General features: G+C 68.4%; 21 protein-coding genes and 1 pseudogene. 20 read left to right on the forward strand and 2 right to left on the reverse strand.

Annotation, left to right across the window (positions count from 1 at the left end; all coding sequences use genetic code 11):
* The first annotated feature begins 45 nt into the window (after nt 1-45).
* The 6 genes from tsaD (at nt 46) to DDF67_RS19685 (ending at nt 4836) form a co-directional block, all read left to right on the forward strand.
* Nucleotides 46-1161: a tRNA (adenosine(37)-N6)-threonylcarbamoyltransferase complex transferase subunit TsaD gene (gene tsaD / locus DDF67_RS19660; protein ID WP_109102549.1), complete on the forward strand. Its 1116-nt coding sequence runs from the start codon at nt 46-48 to the stop codon at nt 1159-1161.
* Nucleotides 1158-2150 (forward strand): NAD(P)H-dependent glycerol-3-phosphate dehydrogenase, encoded by a 993-nt coding sequence (locus DDF67_RS19665; protein ID WP_109102528.1) that lies wholly within the window; start codon nt 1158-1160, stop codon nt 2148-2150. The genes tsaD and DDF67_RS19665 overlap by 4 nt, the downstream gene beginning before the upstream one ends.
* Nucleotides 2151-2311: 161 nt before the next feature.
* Nucleotides 2312-2593: a YciI family protein gene (locus tag DDF67_RS19670; RefSeq protein ID WP_109102529.1), complete on the forward strand. Its 282-nt coding sequence runs from the start codon at nt 2312-2314 to the stop codon at nt 2591-2593.
* An 8-nt stretch (nt 2594-2601) separates the two neighbouring features.
* Nucleotides 2602-2958: a Rieske (2Fe-2S) protein gene (locus DDF67_RS19675; protein ID WP_109102530.1), complete on the forward strand. Its 357-nt coding sequence runs from the start codon at nt 2602-2604 to the stop codon at nt 2956-2958.
* 56 nt (nt 2959-3014) lie between these two features.
* Nucleotides 3015-3806 (forward strand): class I SAM-dependent methyltransferase, encoded by a 792-nt coding sequence (locus DDF67_RS19680; RefSeq protein ID WP_109102531.1) that lies wholly within the window; start codon nt 3015-3017, stop codon nt 3804-3806.
* A 67-nt stretch (nt 3807-3873) separates the two neighbouring features.
* Nucleotides 3874-4836: a KpsF/GutQ family sugar-phosphate isomerase gene (locus DDF67_RS19685; protein WP_109102532.1), complete on the forward strand. Its 963-nt coding sequence runs from the start codon at nt 3874-3876 to the stop codon at nt 4834-4836.
* A 31-nt stretch (nt 4837-4867) separates the two neighbouring features.
* On the opposite strand, the gene DDF67_RS19690 is transcribed toward DDF67_RS19685, so the two are convergent.
* Nucleotides 4868-5617 carry a creatininase family protein gene (locus DDF67_RS19690; RefSeq protein WP_109102533.1) on the reverse strand — a complete coding sequence of 250 codons (750 nt, stop codon included), beginning with the start codon at nt 5615-5617 and terminating at the stop codon, nt 4868-4870.
* Nucleotides 5618-6010: 393 nt separating this feature from the next.
* Here DDF67_RS19690 and acs point away from each other — a divergent pair, with 393 nt between their 5' ends.
* From acs to DDF67_RS19720, 6 genes are all read left to right on the forward strand, one after another.
* Nucleotides 6011-7963 carry an acetate--CoA ligase gene (gene acs, locus DDF67_RS19695; RefSeq protein WP_109102534.1) on the forward strand — a complete coding sequence of 651 codons (1953 nt, stop codon included), beginning with the start codon at nt 6011-6013 and terminating at the stop codon, nt 7961-7963.
* Between the two features lie 146 nt (nt 7964-8109).
* Nucleotides 8110-8529 (forward strand): type II RES/Xre toxin-antitoxin system antitoxin, encoded by a 420-nt coding sequence (parS, locus tag DDF67_RS19700; protein WP_199229285.1) that lies wholly within the window; start codon nt 8110-8112, stop codon nt 8527-8529.
* A 67-nt stretch (nt 8530-8596) separates the two neighbouring features.
* Nucleotides 8597-9037 (forward strand): RES family NAD+ phosphorylase, encoded by a 441-nt coding sequence (locus DDF67_RS19705; RefSeq protein WP_109102536.1) that lies wholly within the window; start codon nt 8597-8599, stop codon nt 9035-9037.
* A 47-nt stretch (nt 9038-9084) separates the two neighbouring features.
* Entirely contained in the window at nt 9085-10743 is a 1659-nt protein-coding gene (locus DDF67_RS19710; protein WP_109102537.1) for a lysine--tRNA ligase, read from the forward strand.
* Entirely contained in the window at nt 10740-11513 is a 774-nt protein-coding gene (locus DDF67_RS19715) for an APH(3') family aminoglycoside O-phosphotransferase (protein ID WP_269845463.1), read from the forward strand. Before DDF67_RS19710 ends, DDF67_RS19715 begins: the two co-directional genes overlap by 4 nt.
* Nucleotides 11514-11627: 114 nt before the next feature.
* Nucleotides 11628-11837 (forward strand): hypothetical protein, encoded by a 210-nt coding sequence (locus DDF67_RS19720; protein WP_109102539.1) that lies wholly within the window; start codon nt 11628-11630, stop codon nt 11835-11837.
* A 74-nt stretch (nt 11838-11911) separates the two neighbouring features.
* Here DDF67_RS19720 and DDF67_RS19725 read toward each other — a convergent pair whose 3' ends face one another.
* Nucleotides 11912-12535 (reverse strand): S24 family peptidase, encoded by a 624-nt coding sequence (locus tag DDF67_RS19725; protein WP_109102540.1) that lies wholly within the window; start codon nt 12533-12535, stop codon nt 11912-11914.
* Nucleotides 12536-12726: 191 nt separating this feature from the next.
* Between DDF67_RS19725 and DDF67_RS19730 the strand changes: the two genes are divergently transcribed.
* The 8 genes and pseudogenes from DDF67_RS19730 to DDF67_RS19765 all read left to right on the forward strand — a co-directional run.
* Complete coding sequence (locus DDF67_RS19730) at nt 12727-13206, forward strand: MerR family transcriptional regulator (protein WP_101718614.1); 480 nt, start codon at nt 12727-12729, stop codon at nt 13204-13206.
* Nucleotides 13207-13307: 101 nt separating this feature from the next.
* Nucleotides 13308-15101, forward strand: coding sequence for an acyl-CoA dehydrogenase C-terminal domain-containing protein (locus tag DDF67_RS19735; RefSeq protein ID WP_109102541.1), 1794 nt, complete (start codon nt 13308-13310; stop codon nt 15099-15101).
* Between the two features lie 2 nt (nt 15102-15103).
* Nucleotides 15104-16279, forward strand: a complete 1176-nt coding sequence (locus DDF67_RS19740) for an acyl-CoA dehydrogenase family protein (RefSeq protein WP_109102542.1) — start codon at nt 15104-15106, stop codon at nt 16277-16279.
* The gene (locus DDF67_RS19745) at nt 16279-16632 is read left to right on the forward strand and encodes a hypothetical protein (protein WP_109102543.1); all 354 of its coding nucleotides are present in this window, start codon (nt 16279-16281) and stop codon (nt 16630-16632) included. Before DDF67_RS19740 ends, DDF67_RS19745 begins: the two co-directional genes overlap by 1 nt.
* A gap of 1 nt (nt 16633) precedes the next feature.
* Nucleotides 16634-17149, forward strand: coding sequence for an OsmC family protein (locus DDF67_RS19750; RefSeq protein ID WP_109102544.1), 516 nt, complete (start codon nt 16634-16636; stop codon nt 17147-17149).
* An 82-nt stretch (nt 17150-17231) separates the two neighbouring features.
* Nucleotides 17232-18437, forward strand: a complete 1206-nt coding sequence (locus tag DDF67_RS19755) for an acetyl-CoA C-acetyltransferase (protein WP_109102545.1) — start codon at nt 17232-17234, stop codon at nt 18435-18437.
* Between the two features lie 143 nt (nt 18438-18580).
* Nucleotides 18581-20764, forward strand: coding sequence for a 3-hydroxyacyl-CoA dehydrogenase NAD-binding domain-containing protein (locus DDF67_RS19760; protein ID WP_109102546.1), 2184 nt, complete (start codon nt 18581-18583; stop codon nt 20762-20764).
* 154 nt (nt 20765-20918) lie between these two features.
* A pseudogene (locus DDF67_RS19765) lies at nt 20919-21177 on the forward strand (hypothetical protein); the annotation flags it as partial.

Consider the following 21177-nt stretch of genomic DNA (forward strand, 5'->3'; position numbering starts at 1 on the left):
CGTAAGCCGATGCTGCTACAGGAGCTGCGGGACCCCCGCAACCGGATGACAACCCTTAAGAACTCGGGCCTGGAGAAGGGTCTCACGATCCTTGGTCTGGAGACCAGCTGCGACGAGACCGCCGCCTCGGTGGTGCGCCGCAGCCCGGACGGCCGCGTCGAGGTGCTGTCGTCGATCGTCGGCACCCAGTTCGAGCAGCACGCCCCGTTCGGCGGCGTGGTGCCCGAGATCGCCGCACGCGCCCATGTGGAGGTCATCGACAGCGTCGCCGCCCAGGCCATGCGCGCGGCCGGCGTCGGCTATGACGCGCTGGACGGCGTGGCGGCCACGGCCGGTCCCGGCCTGGTCGGCGGGGTGATGGTCGGCCTGGCGTTCGGCAAGGCCGTCGCGCTTGCCCGCGACCTGCCGCTGGTGGCGGTCAACCATCTGGAGGGCCACGCGGTCTCGGCCCGCCTGGGCGCCGAGGTGGCCTATCCCTTCCTGCTGCTGCTGGTCTCCGGCGGCCACTGCCAGCTCCTGGACGTCGGCGGGGTGGGCGCCTGCAAGCGCCTGGGCACCACCATCGACGATGCGGCCGGCGAGGCCTTCGACAAGATCGCCAAGAGCCTTGGTCTGCCCTATCCGGGCGGTCCGGCGCTGGAGAAGCTGGCCAAGGCCGGTGATCCTTCGAAGTACGAGCTGCCGCGCGCCCTGCTGGGCCGCAAGGATTGCGACTTCTCGTTCTCTGGCCTGAAGACCGCCGCCGCCCGCATCGCCGCGACGCTGACGACGGACCAGGAGCGCGCGGACCTGGCCGCCGCCGTGCAGTTCGCCATCGCCCGCCAGCTTTCCGAGCGCACCGACCGGGCCATGAAGCTCTATGCCGAGGGCCACGCGCCCGGCGAGCGCCGCTTCGTCGTCGCCGGCGGGGTGGCGGCCAACGGCGCGGTGCGCGCGGCGCTGCTGAAGGTCTGCGAAGACAACGGTTTCAGCTTCGACGCCCCGCCGCTGGCTTACTGCACCGACAACGCCGCCATGATCGCCCTGGCCGGGGCCGAGCGCCTGGCGGCGGGCATTTCAGACGATCTGGACGCCGTGGCGCGTCCGCGCTGGCCCCTCGACGAGGCCGCGGCGTTATCCAATCCGAGCAACAGTTTCGGTCGCAAGGGAGCCAAGGCATGACCTTCAAGCACGCGGGCGTGGTGGGCGCCGGCGCCTGGGGCACGGCCCTGGCGCAGGTCGCGGCGCGAGCCGGTCTCAAGGTGACGCTGCAGGCCCGCGAGCCGGAGGTCGTCGCCTCGATCGCCGACAAGCGCGAGAACACGATGTTCCTGCCCGGCGTGACGCTGGAGCCGGCGATCACCGCCGTGTCCGACATGGCCGACCTGGCGCCTTGCGACCTGATCCTGGCCGTGCCGCCGGCCCAGCACCTGCGCTCGGCCATGGCGGCCCTGGCGCCGCACCTGAAGCCCGGGGCGCCGGTGGTGCTGTGCTCCAAGGGGGTCGAGCAGGGCTCGCTGAAGCTGATGACCGAGGTGGCGGCCGAGGTCCTGCCGGGCGTCGCCATCGCCGTGCTGTCGGGTCCCAGCTTCGCCGGCGAGGTCGCCCGCGGCCTGCCCGCCGCCGCCACCCTGGCCTGCGAGGACGAGGCGCTGGGCAAGGCGATCGTCGAGGCTGTCGCCATCCCCGCCTTCCGCCCCTACTGGGCCGCCGACGTGATCGGCGCCGAGGCCGGCGGGGCGGTCAAGAACGTCCTGGCCATCGCCTGCGGCATCTCCGAGGGCAAGGGGCTGGGCCGCAACGCCCACGCCGCCCTGATCACCCGGGGCTTCGCCGAGCTGACCCGCCTGGCCGTGGCCGCCGGCGGCAAGGCCGAAACCGTCGCGGGCCTTTGCGGTCTGGGCGACCTCGTCTTGACCTGCTCGTCCAGCCAGTCGCGCAACATGAGCGTCGGCCTGGCGCTGGGCGCGGGCCAGACGCTGGAACAGGCCCTGGCCGGCAAGGTCAGCGTCGCCGAAGGCGTCGCCTCGGCCCCGGCCGTCCGCGCGCTCGCCCGCAAGCTGGGCGTCGAGACCCCGATCTGCGAGGCCGTCGCCGCCATCCTGGCCGGCGAGGTCGACGTCGACAGCGCCATCCTGGGCCTGCTCTCGCGCCCGCTGAAGGCGGAGTAAGCAAGCCAGATCCTCCCCCTCTGGGGGAGGTGTCGGCATAGCCGACGGAGGGGGGCCGTTTTCAGCTTCCCTCGACTTGGCCGCTCTCGCAGCGACACCCCCCTCCGGCGCTTCGCGCCACCTCCCCCAGAGGGGGAGGATTTCTAGGAAGGAACCCGCCCATGCCGCTCTACGCCATCGTCTGCAAGGACAAGCCCGGCGCGCTCGAAACCCGCCTGGCCGTGCGCCCCAAGCACCTGGAATACCTGGCCCAATCGGCCAACCTGAAGCTGGCCGGCGCCCTGCTGGACGACGACGGCAATCCGATCGGCTCGATCCTGGTCGTCGAGGCCGACGACAAATCGGTCGCCCAGGCCCAGGCCGACAACGATCCCTACACCGCCGCCGGCATCTTCGAGAGCGTCGAGATCAACCCCTGGCGCCTGGCCGTCGGCGCGGTCTGACGCCCCTGATGGACGACAATCCCGCCCGCCCCGCGCCCGGCCAGGCGATCTGCGCCCTGGCCGACATCCCCGAGCCGGGCGCGGCGGGCTTCCGGTATCGCGAGGGCGAGGCGATGTTCGCCGGCTTCGTCGTCCGCAAGGACGGCGGGGTGTTCGGCTATGTCGACAGCTGCCCGCACGCCGGCTGGCCGCTGGCCGGGTTCAACGGCCGCTTTCTCACCCGCGAGAACGACCTGATCCTGTGCGCCGGCCACGCGGCCCTGTTCCGCATCGCCGACGGGGCCTGCGTGGCGGGGCCGTGCGGCGGAAAGTTCCTGACCGTCTGGCCGATCCGGGTCGAGGGCGGGCAGGTCTTCGCGGCCTGACCCTTCCTTAACCGATGGTCGCCTAAGCTCCCTCGACCTTGAGAGGAGCCCTGGGCATGGCCGACGGATCGAACACGGCTTTCGACGCCGAACTGACCGACGCCGTCGACGCGCGCGGCGCGGGCGCGAAGCTGCGCTCGCTGGGCAAGATCAATCCCCGTCTGGCCCCGCAGCTGGCGCGCACCATGCTGGGCAAGGCGCGCGACAACGACAGCGCCGGCGCCTTTTCCGCCTATTGCGAGACCAAGGGCTTCGAGTTCACCTCGGCCTGGGCCGCCAACAACATTCCCTTTGTGGCCCCGCTGCTGCGCGACTTCATGGCCAGGCGCCCGGCCAGCGCCCCCAAGACGCGCTACATGGAGATCGGCGCCTATGAGGGCCGCAACCTCGCCTTCATGGACTGGATGTTCCCCGACCGCCTCGACGTGACGGTGATCGATCCCTGGTTCGACGAAGGCCTGAACCCGGAAGAGAAGTACCTGGCCGTCGAGCCGCGCTTCCACCGCAACATGGCCCGCACCACCTTCGGCAAGGTGGCGACCCACAAGGGCTTCTCGACCTACGAGCTGCCCAGGATGCTGGAGGCGGGCGACAAGTTCGACCTGATCTATGTCGACGGCAGCCATACCGCCCTGGCGGTGATGATCGACCTGTGCTGCTGCGCCAGCCTGCTGGAGGTGGGCGGGATGATGGTGCTCGACGACTACTGGCACGACATCAGCGAGATCGGCGGCCCCGGCGTGAAGCAGGCGGTCGACCACTTCCACGCCGCCTTCGGCCGCTATTTCGAGGTCGCGGCGGTCTATCGCCAGGTGGCGCTGGTCAAGACGGCCGAGATCCCGCGCTAGGGCCGAGCCCCGCCCTCGCTCAACCGCGCGCGGCCTGATAAGGGCTGCGCACGGAGTTTCTGACCACATGACCGATACGATTTCGAACGCCGTGGCCGTGGGCCGCCGGGTGCTGAGCATCGAGGCCCAGGCCCTGACCCAGATGGCCGACGAGCTGGGCGAGGCCTTCGCGCGCGCCGTCCAGGTGATGCACGACGCCAAGGGCCGCATCGTCTGCACGGGCATGGGCAAGTCGGGCCACGTGGCGCGCAAGATCGCCGCCACCCTGGCCTCGACCGGCAGCCAGGCGATGTTCGTCCACCCGGCCGAGGCCAGCCACGGCGACCTTGGCATGATCGGTCCCGATGACGTGGTGCTGGCCCTGTCGAAGTCGGGCGAGGCCCGCGAGCTGGCCGACACCCTGGCCTACTGCAAGCGCTTCTCCATCCCGCTGATCGCCATCACCGCCGTCGCCACCAGCCAGTTGGGCCAGGCCGGCGACGTGCTGCTGCTGCTGCCCGATGCGCCCGAAGCGACGGCCGAGGTCAACGCCCCGACCACCTCGACCACCCTGCAGATCGCCCTGGGCGACGCGCTGGCCGTGGCGCTGCTGGAAAGCCGCGGCTTCACCGCCAGCGACTTCCGCGTCTTCCACCCTGGCGGCAAGCTCGGCGCGGTGCTGCGCACGGTGGCCGACCTGATGCATGGCCAGGACGAGCTGCCGCTGATCGGGGAGGGCGCGCCGATGAGCGAAGCCCTGCTGGTCATGAGCCAGAAGCGTTTCGGCGCGGTGGGCGTCACCGACGCGGCCGGCGCCCTGGTCGGCCTGATCACCGACGGCGACCTTCGCCGCCACATGGACGGCCTGATGGGCCACGCCGCCGGCGAAGTGATGACCAAGGGGCCGCTGGTGATCGGCCCTCACGCCCTTGCCGCCGAAGCGCTGAAGGTGATGAACGAGCGCCGGATCACCGTGCTGTTCGTCGTCGAGTCCGGCAAGCCGGTGGGCGTGCTGCACGTCCACGACCTGCTGCGGGCGGGGGTTATTTAGAACCCTCTGTCAAAGAGAGAGCGACTTGATGTCAAGGTCGCGCCTCGGCCCCGAACGCCGCCAGGTCCTTGATCAGCGACACGACCGCCTGCTCCACCAGCTCGCCGCCCTTTTCGGGCGTGGCCAGGGCGGGGTCGGAGCCCATGCGGCCATCGGCGTAGCGGGCGCGGAAATCAAGCGCCTCGCGGATCGGGCCCGTCGGGGCGATCTTGGGCTCGTATTCGGCGGTCTTGATGCTGTCTGGATAGCCCCACTGGGTCACGGCGATCTCGGACGGGGTGGCGTGGCTGCCGTGGCCGACCGGGAATTGGCGCATGGCCAGGGCGTTGACGCCGTCGAGGTCCCACCAGTTCTTCAGCTTCATGGCGAAGGGGCAGCGCTCCTTGCGGAAGCTGTATTCGGCGTAGATCTCGGAGAACGCCGCCTCGATGGTGGCGACGTTGCCGCCATGGCCGTTGAGGAAATAGATCTTCGTAAAGCCGTGAGCGCCTAGCGAGCGCGTCCAGTCGCCGATGGCGGCCATGAAGGTCGAGGGGCGCAGGAAGATGGTGCCCGGGAAGGCCAGGTGATGCTGGGCCATGCCGACATTGAAAGTCGGCGCCACCAGCACCTCGTCCGAGCGCTTGCTGGCCTCGTGGGCGATGATCTCGGGGCACAGCCAGTCGGTGCCCAGAAGACCCGTGGGGCCGTGCTGCTCGTTGGAGCCGATCGGCACCACCACCGTCTTCGACTTGGCGAGGAAGGCCTCGATCTCGGGCCAGGTCGAGAGGGCGAGCAGCATGGCGGGGTACTCCGGAAAGGCGTCGGCGGCCGGCGTTGCGACCGGCTTTCCAGCGCTTTACGCCCGAAGTCGGGCTTCGCCGACCCCCTATTTGCCCGAACGACGTGCGGCGCAGCTGAGGCGCGCTCGACCTGCGCGTGCTTGCCCCTGGGCAGCCTGCCGCGCGCAAGGCGCCTCCCCGTCGAGCAGAACGCCGAGGCGCCCGCGCAGCGGGCTTCGAAGGACGCACCACCTCAAAATCGAACAAGACCAGAATTCTGCCGCACGAAACAGAATTGGTCTTCTTGCGCGGGAGGCGGTGCTTCGCATACTCCCGCTCGCAAGACGACGACTGACGCAGCGGCAACATCGCTGACGACGACAAGATCGACTGAAGAGACGTTAGGGAGACGCGTGGTGAGCGACGGACAGCTGTTTCCGGTTCCGGAAGACTGGGCGGGCAAGGCCCATATCGACGCCGAGGGCTACGAGGCCGCGGTCGCCCGTGTCGAAAGCGATCCCGAGGGCTACTGGCGCGATCTGGCCGCCCGTCTCGACTGGATCAAGGTCCCCACGAAGATCAAGGACGTCTCCTACGCCAAGGACGACTTCCGCATCCGCTGGTACGAGGACGGGGTGCTGAACGTCAGCGCCAACTGCATCGACCGCCACCTGCCGCACCGCAAGGACGACGTCGCCCTGATCTTCGAGGGCGACGAGCCGGGCGTCTCCGACAAGATCACCTATGGCCAGCTGCACGACGACGTCTGCCGCATGGCCAATGTGCTGAAGGACCTGGGCGCCAGGAAGGGCGACCGGATCACCATCTATCTGCCGATGGTCCCCGTCGCGGCCGTGGCCATGCTGGCCTGCGCCCGCATCGGCGCCATCCACTCCGTCGTGTTCGGCGGCTTCTCGCCCGACAGCATCGCCGGCCGCATCCAGGACTGCGACTCCCGCCTGGTCATCACCGCCGACCAGGGCTGCCGGGGCGGCAAGAAGGTGCCGCTGAAGGCCAATATCGACGAGGCGCTGAAACAGTGCCCGCAGGTCGAGAAGGTGCTGATGGTCCGCTGGACCGGCGCCGACGTGCCGGTGGTCGAAGGCCGCGACGTGGTCTGGGACGACGTGCGCGACGCTGCCTCGAACGTCTGCGAGCCCGAGCCGATGAACGCCGAGGATCCGCTGTTCATCCTCTACACCTCCGGCTCGACGGGTAAGCCCAAGGGCGTGCTGCACACCACCGGCGGCTACCTGGCCTGGGCCAGCTGGACCTTCGAGTCGGTGTTCGACTATCGCCCCGGCGAGATCTTCTGGTGCACGGCCGACGTGGGCTGGGTCACCGGCCATTCCTACGTCGTCTACGGTCCGCTGGCCAATGGCGGGACCAGCCTGATCTTCGAAGGCGTGCCCAACTATCCGACCCCGTCGCGCTTCTGGGACGTGGTCGACAAGCACAAGGTCGAGATATTCTACACCGCGCCGACGGCCCTGCGCGCCCTGATGCGCGAGGGCGACGAGCATGTCCTGAAGAACGACCTGTCGTCCCTGCGCCTGCTGGGCAGCGTCGGCGAGCCGATCAATCCGGAAGCCTGGCTCTGGTATCATCGCGTGGTCGGCAAGGACCGCCTGCCGATCGTCGACACCTGGTGGCAGACCGAGACCGGCGGCATCCTCGTCTCGCCGCTGCCGGGCGCCACGGCCCTCAAGCCGGGCTCGGCCACCAAGCCGCTGCCGGGCGTCAAGCTGCAACTCGTGGACGCCGAGGGCGGCGTGCTGGAGGGGGCGACCGAGGGCAACCTCGTGATCACCGACAGCTGGCCTGGCCAGATGCGCACGGTCTATGGCGACCACCAGCGCTTCTTCGAGACCTATTTCTCGACCTATCCCGGCAAGTATTTCACCGGCGACGGCTGCCGGCGCGACGCCGACGGCTACTACTGGATCACCGGCCGGGTCGACGACGTCATCAACGTCTCGGGCCACCGCCTGGGCACGGCCGAGATCGAGAGCGCCCTGGTCGCCCACGAAGCCGTCGCCGAGGCCGCGGTGGTCGGCTATCCGCACGACATCAAGGGGCAGGGCGTCTACGCCTACGTGACCCTGAAGGCCGACGCGGTCGCCACCGAGGAACTGCGCAAGCAGCTCGTGCTCTGGGTCCGCCACGAGATCGGCCCCTTCGCCGCCCCCGACGTCCTGCAGTGGGCGCCGGGCCTGCCCAAGACCCGCTCTGGCAAGATCATGCGCCGCATCCTGCGCAAGATCGCCGAGAACGCGGTCGACGCCCTGGGCGACACCTCGACCCTGGCCGATCCGTCGGTGGTGGATGACCTGGTGCGCAACCGCGCGGGCGCGAAGGCGGCGTAGGGAGCTTCTCGTCATTCCGGGCGGAGGGCTGCGTAGCGGACCGCAGACCCGGGACCCAGGGGGCAACTTGTCCACAGCGCCTCCCAGGCCTATAGTCAAACGCCGCCGAGGTGGCGGCGTTTGACTGGGGCCCCATGGCGTCTGTCGTGAAAATCCAGAAGCTGCTTGGCGGCGAGGCGGTCACCGGGCCGCTGGCCACGGAGTTCGACGTGGTGCGCCTGGTCCGTCGCGGTCTGCCGGTCGCGTCGGTAGACGGCTTTCTGGCGGTCACGCACCAGCCATTCTCGGCCATCGAGCCCTATGTGATGCCGCGGCGGACGTTCAACCGCCGCCGCGACGCCGACCAGCCGTTGGATCCCGCTGAATCCGACCGCATGGTGCGGATCGCCCGCATGGTCGCCGCCGCCGAGGAGGTGCTGGGCGACCAAGAGCGCACCTGGCGCTGGCTGGAACGGCCCAACCGCACGCTGGAAGGCCAGGCGCCGATCTCGATGGCCGACACCGATCTCGGCGCCCAGAGTGTCGAGCGGCTGCTGGGCCAGATCGCCCACGGTCTGGCGGCTTGAGGCGTGCGTTGACGCCGTGCGGCATCGGGTATGAATCCGAAGACGGATCACTCCCGAGGGGTCGTCCATGATCGTCCACCGCATCGCCAAGGCCGCCCATGTCGACCTGGACGGGGAGGGGGCTCGGCTCTACGGCGGCCGCTGGAATTTGCCCGGACGGCCGATGCTTTACACCGCCGCCAGCCCCAGCCTGGCCGTGCTGGAGGTGCTGGTGCATCTCGACCTGCCGCCCGACCTGATGCCGCTGGACTATCGTCTGCTGTCGATCCACGTGCCGGATGAGGCGCCGAGCCTCGTATTGGACGCGGTTCCGGCCGATAGCATTGCGGTCGGCGACGCCTTTGTGGCCGCTGGGCAGGCGCTTTGCCTGCGCGTGCCCAGCCAAGTGGTGCCGCAGGAGATCAACACCCTGCTTAATCCGCGTCATCCCGCCTTCGCCGAGGTGCGGGTCGAGCGCGACGAGCCATTCCGGTTCGATCCGCGCCTCTTCCGACCCGACGCCCTGTGACCCCCACGCCCTAGCCTCATCCCGCCGCACGGTTTATACGCGCGGCCATGTTTGAAGGCCTCTCCCCCCTCGCCCGCGAAGCCCGCTCCTGGCCATTCGAGCAGGCGCGCGCCACCATCGCCCGCGTCCTGCGCGTGCGCCTTCCCGACCGCGCCGACCAGGAAGCTGCGAAAGCCCTGATCGACGCCGGCAAGACCGACGAGGCGGTGAAAGCCTATCCGGCCCTGTCCAGGGCCGTGATCTTCGAGACCGGCTATGGTCCGTCCGGCCTGCCCCACCTGGGCACCTTCGGTGAAGTCGCGCGCACGACCATGGTGCGCCAGGCCTTCCGCGCGCTGGTCGACGACCATATCCCCACGCGCCTGATCGCCTTCAGCGACGACATGGACGGCCTGCGCAAGGTTCCCGACAACATCGAGAACAAGCAGCCGCTGATCGAGGACCTGGGCAAGCCGCTGACCGTCGTCCGCGACCCGTTCGGCACCCACGACAGCTTCGGCGCCCACAACAACGCCCGCCTGCGCGCCTTCCTCGACGGCTTCGGCTTCGAGTACGAGTTCGTCTCGTCGACCGAGTGCTACAAGGGCGGCCTGTTCGACCAGACCCTGCTGACGGCCCTGGCCCGCTTCGACGCCATCCAGAAGGTGATGCTGCCGACGCTGGGCGAAGAGCGCCGCGCCACCTATTCGCCGTTCCTCCCCATCAGCCCGTCGACCGGCAAGGTGCTGCAGGTCCCGACGCTGGAGCGCAATGTCGAGAAGGGCACGATCGTCTTCGAGGACGAGGACGGCAGCAAGGTCGAGGTCCCGGTCACCGGCGGCCACGTCAAGATGCAGTGGAAGCCCGACTGGGCCATGCGCTGGACCGCCCTGGGCGTCGACTACGAGATGAGCGGCAAGGACCTGATCGACTCGGTCAAGGCCTCGGGCGCGATCTGCAAGGCGCTTGGGGGCGTTCCCCCTGAAGGCTTCAACTACGAACTCTTCCTGGACGAGAACAACCAGAAGATCTCCAAGTCCAAGGGCAACGGCCTGTCGATGGAGGACTGGCTGCGCTACGGCGCGCCGGAGAGCCTGTCCTACTACATGTTCCAGAGCCCCAAGTCGGCCAAGAAGCTCTATTTCGACGTCATCCCCAAGGCGACGGACGAGTACCTGCAGCAGCTGGACGCCTTCGGCCGCCAGGAGCCCGCCAAGCAGCTCGACAACCCGGTCTGGCACATCCACGCCGGCAAGCCGCCGCAGCAGGGGTCGCCGGTCTCGTTCAGCCTGATGCTGAACCTCGTGTCGGCCGCCGACGCCTCGACCAAGGAGATCCTCTGGGGCTTCCTGTCGCGCTACATCCCGGGCGCTAGCGCCGAAAGCCAGCCGCTGCTGGACCGCCTGGCCGGCTATGCGATCAACTACTACGAGGACTTCGTCAAGCCGACGAAGACCTTCCGCGCGCCCACCGACGTCGAGCGCGCCGCGATCGGCGACCTGCTGGCCAAGCTGAAGGCCATGCCGGCCGGCACGCAGGACGCCGAGCTGATCCAGAACGAGGTGTTCGAGGTCGGCAAGGCGCACGGCTTCGACCCGCTGCGCGCCTGGTTCCAGGCCCTCTACGAAGTGCTGCTGGGCCAGAGCCAAGGCCCGCGCTTCGGATCCTTTGCCGCGATCTTTGGCGTCGACCGTACGATCGCGCTGATCGAAGAGAAGCTGGGCTGAGCCAGCCCGGCGATCTCGCGGCCCTGATCCAGGGCTACGAGGCGGTTCCGGCGACGGCGGGGGAGGGCGGCGCGACCGTCCTTCGCTTGGCCGCGCCGGGCCGGCCGACCCTTTTCCTGAAATCCGGAACGGGCGCGGTCGCGACCGACATCCGGGCCGAGGCGCGGCGCCTGGCCTGGCTGGCCGGCCGCGCGCCGGTTCCGACGGTGCTGGCCCTGGACGATCGGGACGGGGAGGTGCGGCTGCTGACCACGGCCGTCCCAGGCGTCAGCGCCCATGACTGGCTGGAGGCGCACCCGGAGAGCGCGGCGGCGCTGGTCGCCGAACTAGCGCGGATGCTGGCGGCGCTGCACGCCCTGCCGGTAGCCGGCTGTCCGTTCGACGCCACGCCGGCGGTGCGCGTCGAGGAGGCCGCCCGCCGGCTGGCGGAAGGCTTGGTCGACGCCGACGACTTCGACGACGAGCGGGCCGGCGCCGATCCCGAGGATCTGCTGGTCCAGTTGCACGCCGGCGTGCCGGCAGCCCCTGACCTCGTGGTGGCGCATGGCGACTGCACGCTCGACAACATCCTGGTCGAGGACAGCCGTCCGACCGGATTCATCGACGTCGGCCGCCTGGGGATCGCCGACCGCTGGCAAGATCTGGCGCTGATCCGCCGTTCACTTTCGGAATTCGAAGACGGCCTGTCCGATCTGTTGCTGACGGCCTACGGCGCGCCGCAAGATCAAGCCAGGGAAGGCTTTCACCTGTTGCTGGACGAATTCTTCTGAGCTTGGCCCTGCGACACCGTGCCTCGGTTCATGAACGGAATCTGAATTTCGAATTAAGGGTTTGTGCGAACTTCGGAGTCTAGCCTTGGAGCCATCAGAACCAGGAATAGTCCGATGGCTTCCTTCACCCTCCGCCCGCACGATCGTTCGGAATTCGACTCCCTGATCGGCGGCATCGCCTCGCAGTTCCCCGGCGCCCGCATCGAGGCCGCCCACAACGACACCTGGGCCTCCTACCGGGTCGACGTGTCGTGCGAGGATCCCCGCGCTTCGGCCCTGCGCGACTGGCTCAACGGCCACCACGCCGACTGCCCGCGCACCTGAGGCGAGCGTTCCCCGATAAGTGCGAAGCGGTTATCGGGTGAAGGAATGCTCGAAAGAAGAGCCGGGTCCAGCCGTTACTGGCTGACCCATTGCACGCAGGCGACCCAGGCCACCGTCATGCGGTCGAGCGTCCGGTCGTCGCCGTCGCGCAAGACCGAGGTCAGCTCGATCGTCCGGGCCGTCAGCCGGCCGAGCTCCTTGATCAGCACCTCGCCGGTCGTGGTCATCACCACCACCCGGTCGCCGCGCCGGGGCTCGGCGCTGGCCGAGACCAGAAGCCGGTCGCCGTCGCGATAGACCGGGGCCAGGGCGTCGCCCTCCACCTCGATGGCGTAGAGCCCGTCCTCGCGCGGTCCTGGAAGCTCCAGCTCCTCCCAGCCCGCCCCGCGCGGCGCGCCCGCCTCGTCGAACAGGCCCGGCGCGGCCCGCGCCTGGCCGATCAGCGGGATGCCCGCCCGCCGGCCCTGCACGCTCTCGGTCAGGGCGGCGAACTCCGAGAACCCCACCCCCGTGGCTTCCAGCACCTTGGCCAGGCTTTCGGTCGAGGGCCAGCGCGGCCGCGTGTCCACGTCGCCGCGCTTGGAGCGGTTGAAGGCGGTAGGGTCGAGGCCGGCCAGCTTGGCCATGGCCGAAGGGCTCATGTCGAACCGCTTGGCCAGGGCGTCGATCGCGGTCCACAGTTCGGCGTGCGAGAGCATGGGGTCCTCCACACGTCCAAGTGACGGGACTGCAAGGAAATTATGCCCTCGGCCTAGGAATGTAAACCTAGGGGAAATGGCCAAGGTTGACGTTTACGTAAGCGTTGACGTTCCGGAAGCTCCGGTCTAGCGTGAACGGCGATAACCAATGACCCGGCCCGGAAGGCCGGCCGCACCCTGGGAGGGTACCGATGGCAGCCGATCTTCGACGTCCCGAGCGCACGTTCTCGATCCGTCAGCTGTGCAACGAATTCAAGGCCACGCCCCGGGCGCTGCGCTTCTACGAGGACAAGGGCCTGCTGACGCCGGCTCGCGAGGGCCTCAACCGCGTCTATTCGCACAAGGACCGCGTCCGCCTGCAGCTGATCCTGCGCGGCAAGCGCGTGGGCCTGTCGCTGTCGGAAATCCGCGAACTGCTCGACCTCTATGACGAGAACGACGACGGCGCGGCCCAGATGGCCCGGTCGCTGAAGAAGTTCCGCGAGCGCGCTTCGGCCCTTGAACAGCAGCGCGAGGACATCGACGGCGCCCTGATCGAGCTGCGCGAGGCCTGCGACCGCCTCGAGAAGCGCCTGGCCGAGATCCGCCCCGACCTGCTGCCGCGCTCGGCCGACTACGAGCAGCTGCTGCGCGCCCGTCTCGACGGCGCCGAAATGGCGCTGGGCAAGTAGGCTCAAGAAACTCCCGGGATGCGCTCGTTTCCGCCAAGACCCGCGGGGCCGGGCGCGCCCTGGTTCCATCTCCCCGATCCGACCCATCAGGACTGCTTTAAATGACCTATCAGCCGCCCGTTCGCGATCACATGTTCCTGCTGCGCGACGTGCTCAACATCGAGCAGTACGGCGACCTGCCGGCCTTCGCCGACGCGTCGATCGACGTCGTCGAGCAGATCGTCGAGGGCGCCGCCCAGTTCACCGGCGAGGTCCTGGCCCCGCTGAACAGCGTCGGCGACAAGACCGGCTGCAAGCTCGATCCGGTCACCAACACCGTCACCACCCCGCCGGGCTTCAAGGAAGCCTACAAGGCCCTGTGCGAAGGCGGCTGGACGGGCCTCGGCTCGGATCCGACCTATGGCGGCCAGGGCCTGCCGCACGTCGTGAACCTGTCGTTCTCGGAAATGTCGAGCAGCGCCAACATGGCCTTCTCGATGTATCCGGGCCTGGCTCACGGCGCCTATTCGGCCATCCACACCGGCGGCACCGACGAGCAGAAGCAGACCTACCTGCCCAAGATGATCACGGGCGAGTGGACCGGCACCATGAACCTGACCGAGCCGCACTGCGGCACGGACCTGGGTCTCCTGCGCACCAAGGCCGTTCCGCAGGCCGACGGCAGCTACAAGATCACCGGCCAGAAGATCTGGATCAGCGCCGGCGAGCACGACATGTCGGACAACATCGTCCACCTGGTGCTGGCCCGCATCGAGGGCGCCCCGGCCGGCGTGAAGGGCATCAGCCTGTTCATCGTGCCGAAGTTCTTCCCGAACGCCGACGGCAGCGTCGGCGCGCGCAACGAGGGCGCCAAGTGCGTGGGCCTCGAAGAGAAGATGGGCATCCACGGCAACGCCACCTGCGTCATGCAGTACGACGACGCCACGGGCTATCTGATCGGTGAAGAGAACAGCGGCCTGAAGCTGATGTTCGTGATGATGAACGAGGCCCGCCTGGGTGTCGGCCTGCAGGGCGTCGCCCAGGCCGAAGCGGCCAACCAGGCCGCCGTCGCCTTCGCCAAGGACCGCCTGCAGGGCCGCTCGCTGACGGGCCCCAAGAACGCCGACGGCCCGGCCGACCCGATCATCGTCCACCCGGACGTGCGTCGCCTGCTGCTGGAGAACAAGGCCATCATCGAAGGCGGCCGCGCCTTCCTGTTCTGGACCGCTCTGCACGGCGACCTGGCCCACGCCCACCCTGATGAAGCGGTGCGCACCAAGGCCGAGGACTACATGGGCCTGCTGACGCCGGTCCTTAAGGGTTACCTGACCGACCGCGGCTTCCAGGTCTGCTCGAACGCGGTGCAGGTGCACGGCGGCAGCGGCTTCACCGAGCACTTCCCGGTCAGCCAGTACCTGCGCGACTGCCGTATCGCCCTGATCTACGAAGGCACCAACGGCGTCCAGGCCCTCGACCTCGTCGGCCGCAAGCTGGCGGCCAAGGGCGGCCGCGGCGTGATGACCTTCTTCCAGGAGATCGACCAGTTCGTCGGCGAGAACGACGGCGACGCCGAGCTGAAGCCGTTCGTCGACGCCCTGGCGGCGACCAAGGCCCAGCTGCAGGACGGCACCATGTGGCTGATGCAGAACGGCCTGCAGAACCCCGACAACGCCGGCGCCGCGTCGACCGACTACATGCATCTCTTCGGCCTGACGGGCCTGGCCTACATGTGGGCCCTGATGGTCAAGGCGGCCAACGCCAAGATCGCCGAAGGCTCCACCGACCCGTTCTTCACGACCAAGGTCGCCACGGCCCGTTATTTCATCGAGCGGGTCTTGCCTGACGCAGGGGCGCATCTGGCCAAACTGAAGACCGGTTCGGCGACCCTGATGGCGCTGCCCGCGGAGGCCTTCTGATCATGAGCGTGCTCGACGTCGCAAAACCCGCCTTCATGGCCGAAGAAGACATCGCGATCTTCGAGGATGCGGTGGGCAAGTTCTTCGACGAGCACGCGCCTGAAAACGTCGTGGCGACCTGGCGCAAGAACCACTGCGTCGATCGCGCGATGTGGAACAAGGCGGGGGAGGCCGGTCTGCTCGGCCTCTCCACGCCCGAGGAATACGGCGGCTCCGGCGGCGACTATCGCCACGAGGTCGTCTTGATGGAGCAGCTGGGCAAGAAGGGCGTCGACGGCTTCGGCGCCAGCCTGCACAACGCCATCGTCATGCCGTACATCTTCCATTACGGCACCGAGGAGCAGAAGCAGCGGTGGCTGCCGCGCCTGTCGACCGGCGAGCTGGTCGGCGCGATCGCCATGACCGAGCCGGGCGCAGGCTCCGATCTGCAAGGCGTCAAGACGTCGGCCAGGAAGGTCGGCAACCAGTACGTCGTCAACGGCTCCAAGACCTTCATCACCAACGGCCAGACGGCCAACCTCATCATCGTCGTCGCCAAGACCGATCCGGCCGGCGGCGCCCGCGGCACGAGCCTGGTGGTGGTCGAGACCGATGGCGAAGATGGTCCCATTGGGGGCTTCGAGCGAGGCCGCAACCTCGACAAGCTGGGCCACGAGGCACAGGACACGTCGGAGCTGTTCTTCAACGACGTGAAGATCCCCACCGAGAACCTGCTCGGGACCGAGGAAGGCCAGGGCTTCTTCCAGCTGATGGCCCAGCTGCCGCAGGAGCGGCTGAACATCGCCGTGCAGGGCATGGCGACGATCGAGCGGGCGCTGGAGCTGACCATCGCCTACGTCAAGGAGCGCCAGGCGTTCGGCAAGCCGATCATCGCCTTCCAGAACACCCAGTTCGTGCTGGCCGAGTGCAAGACCGAGGCGACCGTCGCCAAGGTGTTTGTCAACCACTGCATCGAGCGCCACCTGAAGGGCGACCTCGACGCCTCGACGGCCTCGATGGCCAAGTACTGGGTGACCGACCTCGAGAACAAGATCGTCGACCGCTGCCTGCAGCTGTTCGGCGGCTACGGCTTCATGAACGAGTACCCGATCGCCCGCATGTACAAGGACAGCCGCGTCCAGCGCATCTACGGCGGCACCAACGAGATCATGAAGCTGCTGATCGCGAGGACGCTCTGATGTTTTTCGCCGACGCTCCGCTCCCGCCTCCGAACGACGCGGCCCGCTCGGCCGTGGTCTGCATCAAGGCCGAGGGCCGTCGCCCGCTGCAGTTCTCCGGCAAGCTGGAAGGCAAGCGTCCCCAGCCCGGCGCCTTCGACCTGCCGCTCAGGCCCGGCGTCGAGCAGTGCAACAACCTGCTGCGTTCCAAGGTCGCCACCTGGACCCTGACGGTGAACACGCCGGGCTTCACGCCCTGCCGCCTGCCGGCCCCGGAATTTGGCCAGCGCGTCGTCTATTCGGCCAAGGCTTCGGCCCGGGGCCTGTCCTGCGCGCCGATCCACAAGTCGCCGATCGGCGCCTGGAAGAAGTAGCATGTCGACCCACGTCGCCATCGTCGACTGGAAGCTGGAGCCCGGGGCGGACTTCCCCAGGGGCCGCTACAGCCGCGCCCATACCCTGTCGTTCGACGGAGGGGTCACGGCGCTCGGCTCGGCCTCGCCGTCGGTGGTGCCGCTGCCCTGGTCGGACCCGGCGGGCGTCGATCCGGAAGAGATGTTCGTGGCGGCGCTGTCGTCCTGCCACATGCTGACCTTCCTGGATCTCGCCCGTCGCGCCGGCTTCTACATCAGCGCCTATCGCGACCGGGCCGAGGGCACGATGACCAGGAACGAGCATGGCGCTCACTGGGTCAGCCATGTCGTCCTCCGCCCCGACATCGTCTTCGAGGGCGACGCGCCTGACGAAGCCAAGCTGGCGGCCCTGCACGAGGCCGCCCACCACGCCTGTTTCATCGCCAACTCGGTCCGGACGGACGTCCGGGTCGAGCCGGCGGTCCAAGAATCCCGGCAAAGCCTTTCCACTTCCGATGCTCGCATTGGAAGTGGGTGAAAAATGCTTTGAAAACAAAATTCTAGAGCGCGATCGCGCTCTGGGACAACACACTTAAAAGATCGCAGGAAGGAGCCATTCAATGGCCGACGCTTACATCTTCGACGCCGTGCGCACGCCGCGCGGCAAGGGCAAGAAGGACGGCTCTCTGCACGAGATCACCGCCCTGTCGCTGGCCAGCCAGGTCCTGGAAGCCATCCGCGACCGCAACAACCTGGACACCTCCAAGGTCGACGACGTCGTCCTGGGCTGCGTGGCCCCGGTCGGCGAGCAGGGCAGCGACATCGCCCGCACCGCGGTGCTGACCGCCGAGTACGCCGAGAGCGTCGCCGGCGTGCAGATCAACCGCTTCTGCGCCTCGGGCCTGGAAGCCGTGAACATGGCCGCCGCCAAGGTCATCTCGGGTGAAGCCGACCTCGCCATCGGCGGCGGCGTCGAGAGCATGAGCCGCGTGCCGATGGGCAGCGACGGCGGCGCCTGGCCCACCGACCCGTCGTCGGCCTTCAAGACCTACTTCATGCCGCAGGGCGTGTCGGCCGACCTGATCGCCACCCTCTACGGCTTCTCCCGCGACGACGTCGACGCCTACGCCGTCGAGAGCCAGCGCCGCGCCGCCCAGTCGTGGGCCGAGAACCGCTTCGCCAAGTCGGTGGTGCCGGTGAAGGACCAGTTGGGCCTCAATATCCTGAGCCACGACGAGACCGTCCGCGGCTCCACCACCATGCAGACCCTGGCCTCGCTGAACCCCTCGTTCACGGGCATGGGCGAGATGGCCTTCGACGCGGTCGCCACCCAGCGTTACCCGCAGGTCGAGCGCATGAGCCACGTGCACCACGCCGGCAACAGCTCGGGCATCGTCGACGGCGCCGCCGGCGTTCTGATCGGCACCAAGGAGATGGGCGACGCGCTCGGCCTCAAGGCCCGCGCCCGCATCAAGGGCATGGCCTCGATCGGTTCGGAGCCGTCGATCATGCTCACGGGTCCTTCGCTGGTCACCGAGAAGCTGCTCAAGAAGCTCGGCATGGAAGTCGCCGACATCGACCTCTACGAGCTGAACGAGGCCTTCGCGGCCGTCGTCCTGCGCATGATGCAGGCGCTGGACATTCCGCACGAGAAGATGAACGTCAACGGCGGCGCCATCGCCATGGGCCACCCACTGGGCGCCACCGGCGCGATGATCCTGGGCACCATGGTCGACGAGCTGGAACGCTCGGACAAGGAAACCGCCCTGATCACCCTGTGCGTCGGCGCCGGCATGGGCACCGCCACGGTCATCGAACGCGTCTGATCAAACCAGATGCTCCCCCTGAAAGGGGAGCTCCCGGCGAAGCCGGGTGAGGGGGAAGCGAGCGCAAAGTTCGCGGCTCCTTTCCCCTCCACCGCTTCGCGGTCCCCCTCCCCCTTCGAGGGGAGGATCCAGAGGAACTGAACATGGAAAACTTCAAGATCGAGGTCGACGGCGACGGCATCGCCCTGGTCACCTTCGACGTCCCCGGCCGTTCGATGAACACCCTGACCGCCTCGGTGATCAAGGAAGTCGGCGAGCTGGTCGAGCGCATCAAGACCGACGCCGAGATCAAGGGCGTCGTCATCACCTCGGGCAAGACCACCGGCTTCTGCGCCGGCGCGGACCTGGGTGAGCTGGGCGGCAACGGCGGCCTGGGCGGCGGCGACCTCAAGGCGGCGTTCGACGCCGGCTTTGCGCTGAACAAGGCCTTCCGCGAGCTGGAAACCAGCGGCAAGCCGGTGGCCGCGGCCATCAACGGCCTGGCGCTGGGCGGCGGCCTGGAGTTCGTGCTGGCCACCCACTACCGCGTGGTCGCCGACCTGCCCAAGCTGCAGCTGGGTCTGCCGGAAGCCAAGGTCGGCCTGCTGCCGGGCGGCGGCGGCACCCAGCGCCTGACGCGCCTGATGGGCGTGATGGCGGCTGCGCCGTACCTGCTGGAAGGCAAGTCGATGAAGCCGGCCGAAGCCCTGGGCTTCAAGGTCGTGCACGAGGTCGTGCCGGCCGGCAGCGAAGTCGAGGCCGCCAAGACCTGGATCAAGACCAAGGGCGATCCGGTCGCTCCCTGGGACAAGAAGGACTTCAAGATCCCCGGCGGCGGTCCCTACACCCCGACCGGCGCCCAGGTGTTCATCATGGGCAACGCCATGCTGCGCAAGAACACCTACGGCAACTATCCGGCCCAGCAGAACATCATGAAGGCCGTCTATGAGGGCCTGCAGGTTCCGTTCGACGCGGCCATCCGCATCGAGACCCGCTACTTCCTCAAGACCCTGATGACGCCCCAGGCCAAGGGCATGATCCGCACCCTGTTCCTCAGCTTGCAGGAATTGGGCAAGGGCGCTGGCCGTCCGGCCGGCGTGCCGCACTACGACGTCAAGAAGGTCGCCGTTCTGGGCGCCGGCATGATGGGCGCGGGCATCGCCTACGTCCAGGCCATGGCCGGCATCGAGACCGTCCTGATCGACCAGAGCCAAGAGGCCGCCGACAAGGGCAAGGGCTACGCCGAGAGCCTGGTCAAGAAGGCCGTCTCGCGCGGCAAGCTGACCCAGGAGAAGGGCGAGGCCATCCTGGCGCTCATCCACCCGACCGCCGACTACGACAACGTCAAGGGCTCGGACCTGGTCATCGAGGCCGTGTTCGAGAACCGCGACATCAAGGCCGACGTGACCAGGAAGGCCGAGGCCCAGCTGGCCGACACGGCCATCTTCGGCTCCAACACCTCGACCCTGCCGATCACGGGCCTCGCCGAGGCCTCGGTGCGTCCGGCCTCGTTCATCGGCATCCACTTCTTCTCGCCGGTCGACAAGATGGGCCTGGTCGAGATCATCATGGGCGATCAAACCTCCCAAGAGGCTCTGGCCAAGTCGATCGACTACGTCCTGAAGATCAAGAAGACCCCGATCGTCGTCAACGACAGCCGCGGCTTCTACACCTCGCGCTGCTTCGGCACCTTCGTGCAGGAAGGCATGGAGCTGCTCAGCGACGGCATCGCCCCGGCGATCATCGACAATGTCGGCCGCGCCACCGGCATGCCGCGCGGTCCGCTCGAAATGCACGACGACGTCGCGCTGGACCTGTCGCACAAGATCGCCGTCCAGACGAAGAAGGACCTCGGCGACAAGTACGAGGAGCGTCCGTTCACCGCGGTCATCGCCAAGATGGTCGAGGACCTGGGCCGCTACGGCCGCAAGAACGGCAAGGGCTTCTACGACTATCCGGAAAGCGGTCCCAAGACCCTGTGGCCGGGCCTGGCCGACCTTGTCGAAGTCACCGTCAAGGACGCCGACAAGGCGCTGATCGAGCAGATCCGCACCCGCCTGCTGTACCGCCAGGCCGTCGAGGCCGCGCGCTGCTTCGAGGAAGGCGTGATCACCGATCCGCGCGAAGCCGACGTCGGCGCGATCCTGGGCTGGGGCTTCGCGCCCTGGACCGGCGGTCCGATCAGCCTGATCGACGGCGTGGGCGTGGCCAAGTTCGTCGAGACCCTCGACCAACTGGCCGCGGCCTACGGCACGCGCTTCACCCCGCCGGCCCTGCTGCGCGAGATGGCCGCCAAGGGCGAGACCTTCTACGGCCGCTTCGGCGTGAAAGAGAAGGCGGCCGCCTAAGGTCGGTCTTCGCGCTTCAGGCGAAATGAGGAGGCCCGGCGGCGACGCCGGGCCTTTTTCTTTGCGCCGCCGCATCAATGCCGCCATCGCCACGCCCTATCGCCTGGATACCTCCAGCCCCGCCGGACGTTCCGTCGGCAAGCAAGGATCCAGGATGGCCGGCAGGCGATCGACAGCTCGCCGCAAGAGGCCCTTCGCCCTCGCCCTGATCGTGGCGAGCGGCCTGCACGTGTTGCTGGGCGTGGGCCTGCTGGCGGGGATCAGGGTGATGCCGCCGCTGGTCGAGCAGAACCTGATCGTCGACCTGGTGGACGTCGTCCCGCCGCCCGCGCCACGGGTCGAGGCGCCCGCAGCGCCCGCGCCGCCCTCTTCGGCGCCGTCGGCCCCGCGCGCTCGCGCCGTGGTCCCGCCGC

This window comes from Caulobacter endophyticus, assembly GCF_003116815.1.
GTDB classification, from domain to species: Bacteria; Pseudomonadota; Alphaproteobacteria; order Caulobacterales; family Caulobacteraceae; genus Caulobacter; species Caulobacter endophyticus.